Origin of the sequence: Streptomyces sp. NPDC085460, assembly GCF_044541975.1 — a bacterium.
Classification (GTDB): Bacteria; Actinomycetota; Actinomycetes; order Streptomycetales; family Streptomycetaceae; genus Streptomyces.
The window spans coordinates 219,399-232,318 of record NZ_JBITTO010000005.1 but is presented as its reverse complement, the minus strand read 5'-3'; the positions used below and the strand labels follow the sequence as shown (position 1 = coordinate 232,318).

Here is a 12,920-nt window from a genome sequence, read left to right as displayed (position 1 = left end):
TCTTGCCCCGTGAGAGGGCGGATACACCCCGTGATGGAAGGAACCTGGAGCGATGCAGGGCGACCCCGAGGTCCTGGAGTTTCTGAACGAGCAGCTGACCGGCGAGCTGACGGCCATCAACCAGTACTGGCTGCACTACCGCATCCAGGACAACAAGGGCTGGACGAAGCTCGCGAAGTACACCCGCGAAGAGTCCATCGACGAGATGAAGCACGCGGACAAGCTGACCGAGCGCATTCTCATGCTCGACGGCCTGCCCAACTACCAGCGGCTCTTCCACGTGCGCGTCGGCCAGACCATCACCGAGATGTTCCAGGCCGACCGCCAGGTCGAGGTGGAGGCGATCGACCGCCTCAAGCGGGGCATCGAGGTCATGCGCGCCAAGGGCGACATCACCTCGGCCAACCTCTTCGAGGAGATCCTCGCCGACGAGGAGCACCACATCGACTACCTGGACACGCAGCTGGAGCTGATCGAGTCGCTGGGCGAGGCGCTCTACATCTCGACCCTCATCGAGCAGCCGAGCTAGCGGGCCGCCCGAACGGGCTAGGCGGCCTCGGAGAGGTCGTCGAGTTCGCCGTCGAGCTCGGTGACGTCCGCCGCGAGGGCCGGCACACCCTTGTCCAGGAGCTCACGGCGCGGGCAGTTCCCCCGCCCGAGGAGGGCCTGGATGCGTCGTACGCACGAACCGCAGTCCGTGCCCGCCTTGCAGGCGGAGGCGATCTGGCGGGGCGTGCAGGCGCCGGCGTCCGCGTGCTCCTTGACCTGCTTCTCCGTGACACCGAAGCATGAGCAGACGTACACGCGGATCACCTCCCGTCGAGATCGATTAGGCTAACCTAACCTTACCCGGCGGCACGGGCGCGTAAAAGCCTTCGATACGACGATGGGGCGCGGATCACAAGGATCCGCGCCCCATCTCCGTAGCTTCCTACTTACTGATCGCGGTACATCTCGGCCACGAGGAACGCGAGGTCGAGCGACTGGCTCCGGTTGAGGCGCGGGTCGCAGGCCGTCTCGTAGCGCTGGTGCAGGTCGTCGACGAAGATCTCGTCGCCGCCGCCCACGCACTCGGTGACGTCGTCACCGGTGAGCTCGACGTGGATGCCGCCCGGGTGGGTGCCCAGCGCCTTGTGGACCTCGAAGAAGCCCTTGACCTCGTCGAGCACGTCGTCGAAGCGGCGGGTCTTGTGGCCCGAGGCCGCCTCGAAGGTGTTGCCGTGCATCGGGTCGGTCACCCAGGCGACGGTCGCGCCCGAGGCGGTGACCTTCTCGACCAGCTCCGGGAGCCTGTCCCGGACCTTGTCGGCGCCCATGCGGACGATGAAGGTCAGCCGGCCCGGCTCGCGGTCCGGGTCGAGGCGCTCGATGTACGTCAGCGCCTCCTCCGGGGTGGTCGTCGGGCCCAGCTTGATGCCGATCGGGTTCGCGATCCGCGCGGCGAACTCGATGTGGGCGTGGTCCAGCTGGCGGGTGCGCTCACCGATCCAGACCATGTGGCCGGAGGTGTCGTACAGCTTGCCCGTGCGGGAGTCGGTACGGGTGAGGGCGCCCTCGTAGTCGAGCAGCAGCGCCTCGTGGGAGGCGTAGAACTCGACGGCCTTGAACTCGGCCGGGTCGGTGCCGCACGCCTTCATGAAGTTCAGCGCGTTGTCGATCTCACGGGCGAGCGCCTCGTAGCGCTGGCCGGACGGGGACGACTTCACGAAGTCCTGGTTCCAGGCGTGCACCTGGCGCAGGTCGGCGTAGCCACCGGTGGTGAAGGCGCGGACCAGGTTGAGCGTGGAGGCGGAGGCGTTGTACATCCGCTTCAGGCGCTCGGGGTCCGGGACGCGGGCCTTCTCGTTGAAGTCGAAACCGTTGACGGAGTCGCCCCGGTAGGTGGGGAGCGTCACCCCGTCACGGGTCTCGGTGCCCTTGGAGCGGGGCTTGGAGTACTGCCCGGCGATGCGGCCCACCTTGACGACGGGCACGGAGGCCGCGTACGTCAGGACGGCGCTCATCTGGAGCAGGGTCTTCAGCTTGGCCCGGATGTGGTCGGCCGACACCGCGTCGAACGCCTCCGCGCAGTCGCCGCCCTGGAGCAGGAACGCCTCGCCACGGGCGACGGCTCCCATCCGGGCACGCAGCTGGTCGCACTCGCCGGCGAAGACGAGCGGAGGATACGACTCGAGGTCCGCGATCACATCGCGCAGAGCCTCGGCATCGGGGTACTCGGGCTGCTGCGCCGCGGGCAGGTCTCGCCAGGTCGCCTTGGCGACGGCGTGGGATTCAGCGTTCACGGTCACACGGACCACAGTACGGGGTTATTCGTCCTGTCCATCCCTGTGCCCAGTGACTGAGACGCGCGCCCGGGATGTCCGGGCGCGATCTTCACGCCATCGAGTGGTGTTACTGTCAGGCCCGTTTCAGCAAACGAGCAAACCCGCTCGGGCTGAGCCACACATACATAGCTGACATCACAGGGGTGGGCGTGAGCCAGAGGCACCGCAGGGATCGCAAGAAGAAACGACTCTTGTACGGAGCGGCGGCCGCGGTCGTCGCCACGGCCACGATCGGCACCATCGCGGTCGCCTCCCCGGGCCTCCTCGGCACGGCCGGCGACGCGAAGCCCGCCGGCGCCGACACCCTCCAGGAGCAGTTCGCGGCGGCGGCGGAGGAGTTCGACGTACCGCAGAGCGTGCTGATGGCGGTGTCGTACCAGCAGACCCGCTGGGAGTCGCACGACGGCGAGCCGAGCACGACCGGCGCGTACAACGTCATGGGTCTGACCAAGGTCGACCCGGACGACGTCGAGCAGCAGGTCACCGACGAGCAGATCGACCACTTCAACGGCTCCGGCCGGCCGGAGATCGAGAAGACCTTCGACCGCGCGAAGGTCCGCAGCATCCTGGAGAAGGCGCTCGTCGACACCGACGACCCCCGCCTCCACACGCTGGACAAGGCCGCCGACCTCATCGACAGCTCCACCGAGACCGTCCAGAACGACACCGCCGCGTCCATCCGCGCCGGTGCGGCCCTCCTCGCCGACTACCAGAAGCAGGCGGGCGCCGAGCTGTCGGACGAGCCCGGCGCCTGGTACCCGGCGGTGGCCCGGTACAGCCAGTCCCCGGAGAAGAAGGGCGCCGACCTCTTCGCGAAGCGCGTCTTCGATTCGATCAAGAAGGGCGAGCAGGAGCTCACCCTCGACGGCGAGCAGGTGGCGCTGCCGGCCGACCCCGGTGTCGAGCCCGTCAAGCCGTCGAACGTGCCGCTGGCGGCCACGTTCGCGAGCACGACGGCCGCCTCCCTCCCGGACTGCCCCGCCGGCCTGAACTGCAACGTCAAGCTGAGCGTGCCCTCGTCCACCGGCAAGAAGAACTACACCGCCGGTGTCCGCCCCAACCAGGGCGTCGACATCCGTCAGATCGTCATCCACGACACCGAGGGCGGCTACGACGGCTCGCTCAAGGTGCTCACCGACCCGTCGGGCGGGGGCAGTGCCCACTACCTGATCCGGGCGTCCGACGGTCTGGTCACCCAGATGCTCGAGAACAAGAACCTGGCGTGGCACGCGGGCAACTGGACCCACAACATGCACGCCATCGGCGTGGAGCACGAGGGCTACGCCATCAAGGAGGGCAGCTGGTACACCGAGCCCCAGTACCGCTCCTCCGCGGCCCTGGTGAAGCACCTCGCCACCACGTACGGCGTGCCGATCGACCGTGAGCACATCATCGGCCACGACGAGGTCGCGCTCCAGACGGACGACAAGGTCGCCAACCTGCACTGGGACGGCGGCCCGTACTGGGACTGGAACCACTACATGTCCCTCCTGGGCGCTCCGCAGGGCGACCAGGGCGCGGGCGGCCTGCTCCGGGCCGGCCAGACGGTCCGGGTGGTCCCGCCGTTCACCACGGCGAACCAGCCGAAGCTGAGCGTCGGCGGCACGGCCGTCCCGGCGCGGCCGTCCAACTTCGGCTACCTGTACACGTCGCCTTCGACGAGCGCGACGACGCTGAAGGACCCGTACTTCACCTCCCTCTGGTCCGAGGGCTCCAACTACGGCAACAAGGTCCGCGCCGGCGGTCTGTACGTCGTCGCCGAGGTCCGGTCGAACTGGACGGCGATCTGGTACGCGGGCGAGAAGGCGTGGTTCTACAACCCCGGCGGCCAGTACACCGTGCCGGTGACCGCCACCACGGTGAAGGTCAAGTCCGGCCTGGCCTCGATCAAGGTCTTCGGCCGTTCCTTCCCGGAGACCGCCGCGTACACCGCGGCCGGCCTCTCGGCACCGGGCAACGAGAACGACCCGCTGTCGAAGTTCACCTTCGAGGCCGGGGAGGCGTACGTGAAGGCCGGTCCCGCCGTGAAGGGTGACGACTGGTTCGGCTCCGCCCAGAAGAACGTCATCGGCTCCACGACGTTCGTGCCGATCCGCTTCCACCACAAGATCGTCTGGGTGAAGCAGAGCGACATCACCGAGGCGCCCGGCGCGACCCCGGTCGCCACGAACGACCGCAACAACGTCATCGCCCGCGACGCCGCCGGCGTGCTCTGGCAGTACCAGGGCAGCGGCAGCGCCACCGCGCCGTTCCTGACGCGGTACCGGGTCGGGCCGGGGTGGCAGGAGTACGACACCATCACGCCCATGACGACCCTCAAGGCCGACGGGACCGGGGACGTCGTCGCGCGGGGCAAGGACGGGGTGCTCTGGTACTACAAGGGCACCGGGAACCCCTCCGCGCCGTTCAAGACGCGGCTCAAGGTCGGCGGCGGCTGGAACATCTACGACAAGCTCCTCGGCGTCGGCGACATGAACGCCGACGGACGGGCGGACCTCATCGCCCGGGACAAGACCGGCGTGCTCTGGCTGTACAAGAACACCGGCGCCTCCCCGAACCCCTTCGCCACCCGGGTCCGCGTCGGCGGCGGCTGGAACATCTACAACGAGCTGATCAGCACCGGTGACATGACCGGCGACGGCAAGCCCGACCTGATCGCCCGGGACAAGACCGGCGTGCTCTGGCTGTACAAGAACACCGGCGGTTCCCCGAACCCGTACGCCACCCGCGGCAAGGTCGGCGGCGGCTGGTCCGTCTACAACCTCATGGTCGGCGCCGGTGACCTCGACAAGGACGGCAAGCCCGACCTGATCGCCCGCAACGCCTCCGGCGAGCTGTGGTTCTACAAGAACAAGGGCGGCTACCCGAACCCGTACGCCCCCATGCAGCGGGTCGGCGGCGGCTGGGAGATCTACAACCTGATCGTCTGATCCAGGGGGGCAGCCGCCTCGCACGGGGTCCGTTCCGCGCCGTCCACGGCGTGGGACGGGCCCCGTTCCCGTCCCCCGCTGGGTTACAGTGCTCGCATGTACGCGCTGCCGACCCAGAACTGGTGGTGGACCGTCCCTCCGGCGGCCCACTGACTGCGCGTATCCAGAACCACGCGAAGGCCGCCCGAGGGGCGGCCTTTTCTCGTTCCCGCGAGGCCGTTCCTCTCCGTACTCGACGTACTCCGACCGGAAGGAACCCGCACGCCATGACCTTCGAGCTCGCCCGTCTCCTCGACGACTCCGCCCCGCCCTTCGCCCTGCTGCGCCGCCGCACCCCCGGCCGTGACCACGACACCGTCGAGGTGCTGATCGGGGCCGTCCACGAGGCCGACCGGCTGGCCGACCTGCCGGTGGGCGAGCGGCCGGCCCTCGCCCTGGTGCCGTTCCGGCAGATCCGGGAGCGCGGCTTCGACGTCCGGGACGACGGGACGCCGCTCTCGGTGCTCGTCGCCGAGGAGACGTACGAGCTGCCGCTCGGCGAGGCGCTCGACGCCCTGCCCGCGCACCCGGTGGCCGTGACCGGCGGCGCCTTCGACGTCTCCGACGAGGAGTACGCCGGGATCGTGCGGCGGGTCGTCGAGGAGGAGATCGGCGGCGGCGAGGGCGCCAACTTCGTCATCCGGCGGACGTACACCGGGGAGATCCCCGGCTTCGGGCGGGCCGACGCGCTGGCCCTCTTCCGGCGGCTGCTCGTGGGCGAGCGGGGCGCGTACTGGACCTTCGTGGTGCACACCGGGGAGCGGGTCCTGGTCGGGGCCAGCCCGGAGGTGCACGTGCGGATGACGGGAGGCACCGTCGTCATGAACCCGATCAGCGGCACGTACCGCTACCCGGACGGCGGCGCGCCGACCGCCGAGGGGCTGCTCGGCTTCCTCGCCGACCGCAAGGAGACCGAGGAGCTCTCCATGGTGGTGGACGAGGAGCTGAAGATGATGTGCACGGTCGGGGACATGGGCGGGGTGGTGATCGGCCCCCGGCTGAAGGAGATGGCACACCTCGCGCACACCGAGTACGAGCTGCGCGGGCGGTCCTCGCTGGACGTGCGGGAGGTGCTGCGGGAGACCATGTTCGCGGCGACCGTGACGGGGTCCCCGGTGCAGAACGCCTGCCGGGTGATCGAGCGTCACGAGGCCGGCGGGCGCGGCTACTACGCGGGGGCTCTCGCCCTGCTCGGCACGGACGAGAACGGGGCGCAGACGCTGGACTCCCCCATCCTGATCCGGACCGCCGACATCTCCGCCGGCGGAGGGCTGCGGGTGCCGGTGGGGGCCACCCTGGTCCGGCACTCGGACCCGGCGGGCGAGGTCGCGGAGACCCATGCGAAGGCGGCGGCGGTCCTCGCGGCGCTCGGGGTGCGGGAGGGGCGCCCGGCGGCGGAGGACGCGCCGGCCCGGCCGCGGCTCGCGGACGATCCGCGGGTGCGGGCCGCGCTGGACGCCCGGCGGGCGGACCTGGCGCCGTTCTGGCTGCGGATGCAGGTCAGGGCGGCGGAGCTGAGCGGGCACGCCCTGGTGGTCGACGCCGAGGACACCTTCACCGCGATGCTGGCGCATCTGCTGCGCTCCTCGGGGCTCGACGTGTCGGTCGTCCGCTACGACGAGCCGGGGCTGCGGGAGCTGGCGCTCGCCCATGAGGGTCCGGTGGTGCTGGGACCCGGCCCCGGCGACCCGATGGACGCGGCCGACCCGAAGATGCGGTTCCTGCGCGGGCTCACCGCCGAGCTGCTGCGCGACCACCGGCACGGTCTGCTCGGGGTGTGCCTGGGGCACGAGCTGATCGCGGCGGAGCTGGGCCTTGAGATCGTGCGCAAGCGCGTCCCGTTCCAGGGCGCGCAGGTGGCGATCGACCTGTTCGGCCAGGAGCGGACGGTCGGCTTCTACAACAGCTTCACCGCGCGCTGCGACGAGCGGGAGGCGACCGAGCTGGCGCTGCACCGGATCGAGGTGAGCCGGGACGCGGGGACGGGTGAGGTGCACGCGCTGCGGGGGGTCGGTTTCGCGGGCGTCCAGTTCCACCCGGAGTCCGTGCTGACGCTGGAGGGGGCCGCGGTGACGGCCTCGCTCCTCGCCGGCGTGCTGGTCTAGGGCGTGTCTGACAATTGGCGTCGGATCAGGCCGGGCGGGCCGGACCCGACGGGAATGGTCAGACACGCCCTAGGAGCCGGCCCTCGGGACCAGGACGTTCTCGCCGCGTACGCCGCGCGTGTAGTCGAGGACGTTCCGGACCGTGGTGTCGATGATCTGGCCGACCGCGTCGGTCGTGTAGTACGCCTGGTGGCTGGTCACCACCACGTTCGGGAAGGTCACCAGGCGGGCCAGGGTGTCGTCCTCGACGCCCGCGAGGGACTTGTCGAGGAAGAAGAGGCCGGCCTCGGCCTCGTAGACGTCGAGGCCGACGCCGGCGAAGCGGCCGGCGCGCAGCTCGGTGACGAGGGCCTCGGTGTCGATCAGCCCGCCGCGGCTGGAGTTGACCAGCAGGGCGTCGTCCTTCATGGCCTTGAGGGCGGCGGCGTCGAGGAGGTGGTGGGTGGCGGGGAGCAGCGGCACGTGGAGGCTGACGAGGTCGGCCTCGGCGAGGAGCCGGTCCTTGTCGACGTACTGCATGCCGAGTTCGACGCAGGCGGGGTTCTCGGCGACGTCCCAGCCGAGCAGCCGCATGCCGAAGCCGTGGGCGATCCGGGCGAACGCCTCGCCGATCTTGCCGGTGCCCAGGACGCCCGCGGTACGGCCCCGCATGTCGCGGCCCATCAGTCCGTCGAGGCGGAAGTCGAAGTCGCGGGTGCGGTTGGAGGCGCGGACGATCCGCCGGTTGACGGCCATGGCGAGCGTCCAGGCGAACTCGGCGACGGAGTACGGCGAGTAGGACGACACGCGGGCGACGGTGAGGCCCAGACGCTCCGCGACCTCCAGGTCGATGTTGTTGAAGCCGGTGGAGCGCTGGGCGATCATCTGGGTGCCGCCGGCGGCGAGGGTCTGGAGGACCCGGTGGTCGAGGATGGCGTTCACGCTGGTGGAGATGATCTCGTAGCCGGCCGCGATGGGGGCGGTGTCCTCGGTGAGGAAGACGTCGAGACAGCGGACGTCGCGGTGGCCCTCGAACGCCTTCTCGATCATCGGCTTCTCGTCCGCCTGCACGCCGAATGCCAGGATCTCCACGCCAGTCCTCCCGCCGAAAGGCCGCATATGCGCCCGAATATACGGCCGGTGTCGGCGCCCCGCTCGGCCACGCGGCCGGTCAGCCCTCGTCGAGCCCGCGCTCGATCGCGTACCGGACCAGCTCGACGCGGTTGTGCAGCTGGAGCTTGCCCAGGGTGTTCTGGACGTGGTTCTGCACGGTGCGGTGCGAGATGACGAGCCGTTCGGCGATCTGCTTGTAGCTGAGGCCCTTGGCGACGAGCCGCAGGACCTCGGTCTCGCGGTCGGTCAGGCGCGGCGCCTCGGGCTCTCCCGCGCCCGTGGCGGGGGCGGGTTCGGAGGCGAGGCGGCGGTACTCGCCGAGGACCAGGCCGGCGAGGCCCGGGGTGAAGACGGGGTCGCCGGCGGCGGTGCGGCGGACGGCGTCGGTCAGCTCCTCGGTGCTGGCCGACTTCAGCAGGTAGCCGGTGGCGCCGGACTTCACCGCCTCCAGGACGTCGGCGTGCTCGCCGCTCGCCGAGAGGACCAGGACCCGCAGTCCGGGCAGCGTGCCGACGAGTTCCTTGCAGACCTGGACGCCCGGCTTGGCGGGCAGGTTCAGGTCCAGGACGAGGACGTCGGGTGCGGCGGCCGGGGCCCGGCGGACGGCCTGCTCGCCGTCGCCGGCGGTGGCGACCACGTCGAAGCCGGCCTCGGCCAGGTCGCGGGCGACGGCGTCGCGCCACATGGGGTGGTCGTCGACGACCATCACCTTGATGGGCCGCGCCTGCTCCGCCTCGCGGTGTGCCTCGTTCACTTCTCTCCTGCCTTCCCCCGTGCGTCCCGCGCCGGTCGCGGGACCTTCAGTTCGACTTCGGTGCCCTGGCCCGGGACCGAGATCAGCTCGGCCGTGCCGCCCAGGTCGCGCAGGCGCCCCCGGATGGAGAGCGCCACGCCCATCCGGCCCTCGCCCTCCGCCTCGGCGAGCCGGCCCTCCGGGATGCCGGGCCCGTCGTCCCGGACGGTGACGATGACCTCGTCGTCCCAGTCCTCGACCAGGATCCACGCGCGCGCGTCCGCGCCCGCGTGGACCCGGACGTTGTCCAGGGCGGCGCCGACGGCGGCGGCCAGCTCCCGGGCGGCGCCGGAGGGCAGCGGGACGGGCACCCCGGGGTCGGCGAGGGTGACCCGGGCGCCGGCCCGCGGGGCGAGCAGGGTGCGCAGGTCGACGGGGGTGTCGTCGTGGGGATCGTCGTCGACCTCGACGACCCGGACGACCGCTCCCTCGGACTCGTCCTCGGAGACGTGGCTGGTACGGGTGAGTCCGCCGGCGACCAGGGTGCGCAGGGCGACCTCCTGCTCGCCGGCCATCCGGCCCAGCTCGGCGGCCTCCCCGCCGAGCGCGGTGCCGCGCCGCTGCACCATGGCGAGGACCTGGAGGACGCTGTCGTGGATGTCGCGGGCGAGCCGCTCGCGCTCGCGGGTGGCGGCCTCGATCTCCAGGGCGCGGGCGAGGGTGCGCTCGGAGGCGCGGGCGACCTCGACGACGTAGCCGATGGCGATGGAGGCGACCCAGACGAGGACGACGTTGTGGACGGTGTCCCGGGTGGGGTGGGCCCGCTCGACGATGTTGGCGACGGCCACCAGGGAGGAGGCGAGACCGGCCCAGCGCCAGCCGCCCTTGATGGCGTAGGCGAGGACGGATCCGGCGGTCCATATCGTCGGCAGCGTCGGCCCGTCCACGGTCTGGGCGTGGGCGTCGGCGAGCGGGGTGAGGAGGATGCCGGTGAGGGCGAGGGTGAGGTCGGCGACGAGGAAGCGCTTGGTGCAGCTGGCCGCGTTCGCCACCTTGGGGAGGGTGGCGAGGGTCCAGACGCAGAGCACCGCCAGGTAGACGACGGCGATCCAGGGCCGCTCGTAGCGGTCCCGGCCGGTGGCGAAGATCAGCACCGCGTAGACCATCGTCAGGACGCGGTATCCGGTCAGCGCGCGCCACAGCGGCTGCTCGACCGACATGCGCACGACACGCTCGCGCTTGGCCATCTCCCCCACCCCCACCGGCGCTCCCCTGGGGGAAGCGTCAGGCGCCGGACTCTTCCCGTGCGGCGATCTCCGCCTTCACGGCCTCCTTGGCGGCCTTCTCGGCCTCGGCGATCTGCCGCTTGGCGGCGGTCGCGTAGATGTCGACGTACTCCTGGCCGGAGAGCTTCATGATCTCGTACATGACCTCGTCGGTCACCGAGCGCAGGATGAAGCGGTCGCCGTCCATGCCGTGGTAGCGGGAGAAGTCCAGCGGCTTGCCGATCCGGATCCCGGGGCGCATCAGCTTCGGGACGACCTTGCCGGGCGGCTGGATCTTCTCGGTGTCGATCATGGCGACGGGGATGACCGGGGCGCCGGTGGCCAGCGCCACCCGGGCGAGCCCGCCGGGCTTGCCGCGGTAGAGGCGGCCGTCGGGCGAGCGGGTGCCCTCGGGGTAGATGCCGAAGAGGCCGCCGCCCTCGATGACCTCGATGCCGGCCTTGATGGCCGCCTCGCCGGCGCCGCGGGCGCCCGAGCGGTCCACCGGGAGCTGGCCGACGCCCTTGAAGAAGGCGGCGGTCAGCCGGCCCTTCACACCGGGCGTCGTGAAGTACTCCGCCTTGGCGATGAAGGTGACCTTGCGGTCGAGGACGGCGGGCAGGAAGAAGGAGTCGGAGAAGGACAGGTGGTTGCTGGCGAGGATCGCGGGGCCCTCGGCGGGCACGTTCTCCAAGCCCTCCACCCAGGGCCGGAAGGCGAGCTTCAGGGACCCTCCGAGGGAGAACTTCATTGCGCCGTAGATCAACTCGCCATGCCTTCCGTGTGCCGTCGTCACGACTTTATCCCGTACCGGCGTGCCGCCCCCGCTGCGGCCCTGGTCGGGTGTCGGTCCGGTCGCGTACCGTGAAGGTCCTTCCCCCATCGCCGTACGACTCCGGCGCCCCCGACGCGCCGGAGCCGCAACCGAACAGGAGACCCCGGTGCCGGTCCTTCCCGGAGCCGAGCCGTACCGCCATGAGGGCGGAGAGGTCGGCGTCCTTCTCTGTCACGGATTCACCGGTTCCCCGCAGTCGATGCGCCCGTGGGCCGAGTACCTCGCGGACCGCGGCCTGACGGTGTCGGTGCCCCTGCTGCCGGGGCACGGCACCCGCTGGCAGGACATGCAGCTCACCACCTGGCACGACTGGTACGCGGAGGTGGACCGGGCGCTGCGCGAGCTGACCGCGCGCTGCTCGGCCGTCTTCGTCTTCGGCCTCTCCATGGGCGGGGCGCTGTCCCTGCGGCTCGCGGCGAAGCACGGCGACGCGGTGCGGGGCCTCGTGCTCGTCAACCCCGGGAACAAGGTGCACGGCCTCGCCGCGCACGCCCTCCCCCTGGTGCGGCACCTCGTGCCGACGACGAAGGGCGTCGCGAACGACATAGCGAAGGAGGGCGTGACCGAGCTCGGCTACACCCGGGTGCCGCTGCACGCGGCGCACTCGCTGCGCCGCTTCTTCCAGGTGGTCGACGGCGAGCTGCCGCAGGTCACCCAGCCGCTCCTGCTGCTGCACAGCCCGCAGGACCACGTGGTGCCGCCGGCCGACTCGGCGCGGGTGCTCGGCCGGGTCTCCTCCACGGACGTCAGGGAGGTCCTGCTGGAACAGAGTTACCACGTGGCGACGTTGGACCATGACGCGGAGAGGATCTTCGAGGAGAGTCTGGCGTTCGTCGAGCGTCTCGCCCCGGGACTCGTGGGCGGGAAGGGGAGCAGGAGCGGTGGCTGACCAGCAGGACGGCGGCGAGCGGGAGCCGCAGCCCATCGACGAGGAGGCGGCATGGGCCGCGATCGTCGCGGGGTACGGCGAGGAGCCGGCGGACCCTCCGGGGACGCGGCCGTTCCGGCCGATCGAGACCCTGAGGCTGCCGGAGCCGGAGGAGCTGGAGGCCCGTGAGGCCCGGGCGGCCTCGGGCAGCGACGTGCCGAAGCCGGACAAGCCGAAGCCGGATCCGAAGCGGGATCCGGAGCGGGATCCGGAGCCGAAGCGGGAGGCGCCGACGCCGCTGTCGCCGGAGCCGGAGCCGGGCCCCGACTCGGGCGACGAGGGGGACGAGAAGCCGGCGCTCGGCAGCTCGATCGTCTTCGCGCCCGGGGTGCGGCCGAGCGGCGGCCCGCGCGACTACAGCCTGGCGGAGCCGGAGGAGGGACCCGGCGGTTCGGACGAGGGGCACTTCGTGCCGCCGGAGCCGCCGCCGCTGCCGGAGGCGGACACCACCACCAAGTTCGCCTGGCTCGGGGTGGTCGGCGGGCCGGTGCTGATGCTGCTCGCCGTCCTCCTCCAGTGGGACATGACCTGGTGGCTCACCACGGTGTGCATCGGCGGTTTCCTGGGCGGTTTCGTGACCCTGGTGGCCCGGATGAAGGGCGACGACGAGGACGACGACGGGTACGACGACCCGGGCCGCGGCGCCGTGGTGTGACGCCGTCGCGGGCC

12 protein-coding genes are annotated in these 12,920 nt (G+C 71.2%); 6 read left to right on the top strand and 6 right to left on the bottom strand.

The genetic code is table 11. The features are described 5' to 3' along the window. Positions 1 to 52: 52 nt before the first annotated feature. Positions 53 to 529, top strand: a complete 477-nt coding sequence (gene bfr / locus ACIGHB_RS14885; protein ID WP_015032978.1) for a bacterioferritin — start codon at positions 53 to 55, stop codon at positions 527 to 529. A 17-nt stretch (positions 530 to 546) separates the two neighbouring features. Here bfr and ACIGHB_RS14880 read toward each other — a convergent pair whose 3' ends face one another. Together ACIGHB_RS14880 and ACIGHB_RS14875 are read right to left on the bottom strand one after the other, a co-directional pair. Then, a complete protein-coding gene (locus ACIGHB_RS14880) occupies positions 547 to 813 on the bottom strand; it encodes a (2Fe-2S)-binding protein (protein WP_360313577.1) in 267 nt (88 codons plus the stop codon). 122 nt (positions 814 to 935) lie between these two features. Then, entirely contained in the window at positions 936 to 2,288 is a 1,353-nt protein-coding gene (locus ACIGHB_RS14875; protein ID WP_388870062.1) for a class II 3-deoxy-7-phosphoheptulonate synthase, read from the bottom strand. A 185-nt stretch (positions 2,289 to 2,473) separates the two neighbouring features. Here ACIGHB_RS14875 and ACIGHB_RS14870 point away from each other — a divergent pair, with 185 nt between their 5' ends. From ACIGHB_RS14870 to ACIGHB_RS14860, 3 genes are all read left to right on the top strand, one after another. Next, on the top strand, positions 2,474 to 5,254 hold the full coding sequence (locus tag ACIGHB_RS14870; protein WP_399913123.1) for an N-acetylmuramoyl-L-alanine amidase: 2,781 nt from the start codon (positions 2,474 to 2,476) through the stop codon (positions 5,252 to 5,254). 96 nt (positions 5,255 to 5,350) lie between these two features. Then, a complete protein-coding gene (locus ACIGHB_RS14865; protein WP_107049246.1) occupies positions 5,351 to 5,407 on the top strand; it encodes a trp operon leader peptide in 57 nt (18 codons plus the stop codon). Between the two features lie 113 nt (positions 5,408 to 5,520). Beyond that, entirely contained in the window at positions 5,521 to 7,398 is a 1,878-nt protein-coding gene (locus ACIGHB_RS14860; protein WP_399913120.1) for an anthranilate synthase family protein, read from the top strand. 69 nt (positions 7,399 to 7,467) lie between these two features. Here the strand turns inward: ACIGHB_RS14860 and ACIGHB_RS14855 are convergent, their stop codons facing one another. The 4 genes from ACIGHB_RS14855 to ACIGHB_RS14840 all read right to left on the bottom strand — a co-directional run bounded on the left by ACIGHB_RS14855 (position 7,468) and on the right by ACIGHB_RS14840 (position 11,239). Next, positions 7,468 to 8,469, bottom strand: a complete 1,002-nt coding sequence (locus ACIGHB_RS14855; protein ID WP_399913117.1) for a 2-hydroxyacid dehydrogenase — start codon at positions 8,467 to 8,469, stop codon at positions 7,468 to 7,470. 79 nt (positions 8,470 to 8,548) lie between these two features. Further along, positions 8,549 to 9,196, bottom strand: coding sequence for a response regulator transcription factor (locus tag ACIGHB_RS14850; RefSeq protein WP_360313665.1), 648 nt, complete (start codon positions 9,194 to 9,196; stop codon positions 8,549 to 8,551). Between the two features lie 44 nt (positions 9,197 to 9,240). Then, entirely contained in the window at positions 9,241 to 10,470 is a 1,230-nt protein-coding gene (gene macS, locus ACIGHB_RS14845) for a MacS family sensor histidine kinase (RefSeq protein WP_360313585.1), read from the bottom strand. 37 nt (positions 10,471 to 10,507) lie between these two features. After that, positions 10,508 to 11,239, bottom strand: coding sequence for a lysophospholipid acyltransferase family protein (locus ACIGHB_RS14840; protein ID WP_360313587.1), 732 nt, complete (start codon positions 11,237 to 11,239; stop codon positions 10,508 to 10,510). 190 nt (positions 11,240 to 11,429) lie between these two features. Between ACIGHB_RS14840 and ACIGHB_RS14835 the strand changes: the two genes are divergently transcribed. Next, positions 11,430 to 12,212: an alpha/beta hydrolase gene (locus ACIGHB_RS14835; RefSeq protein ID WP_388870080.1), complete on the top strand. Its 783-nt coding sequence runs from the start codon at positions 11,430 to 11,432 to the stop codon at positions 12,210 to 12,212. After that, a complete protein-coding gene (locus ACIGHB_RS14830; protein WP_399913113.1) occupies positions 12,205 to 12,906 on the top strand; it encodes a hypothetical protein in 702 nt (233 codons plus the stop codon). Before ACIGHB_RS14835 ends, ACIGHB_RS14830 begins: the two co-directional genes overlap by 8 nt. Positions 12,907 to 12,920 lie beyond the last annotated feature (14 nt).

Excerpts from the sequence above, each read along its gene's own strand:
- bfr (WP_015032978.1), top strand. The coding sequence starts at position 53 with ATGCAGGGCGACCCCGAGGTCCTGGAGTTTCTGAACGAGCAGCTGACC.
- ACIGHB_RS14860 (WP_399913120.1), top strand. The coding sequence starts at position 5,521 with ATGACCTTCGAGCTCGCCCGTCTCCTCGACGACTCCGCCCCGCCCTTC.
- macS (WP_360313585.1), bottom strand. The coding sequence starts at position 10,470 with ATGGCCAAGCGCGAGCGTGTCGTGCGCATGTCGGTCGAGCAGCCGCTG.
- ACIGHB_RS14840 (WP_360313587.1), bottom strand. The coding sequence starts at position 11,239 with ATGAAGTTCTCCCTCGGAGGGTCCCTGAAGCTCGCCTTCCGGCCCTGG.
- ACIGHB_RS14850 (WP_360313665.1), bottom strand. The coding sequence starts at position 9,196 with ATGGTCGTCGACGACCACCCCATGTGGCGCGACGCCGTCGCCCGCGAC.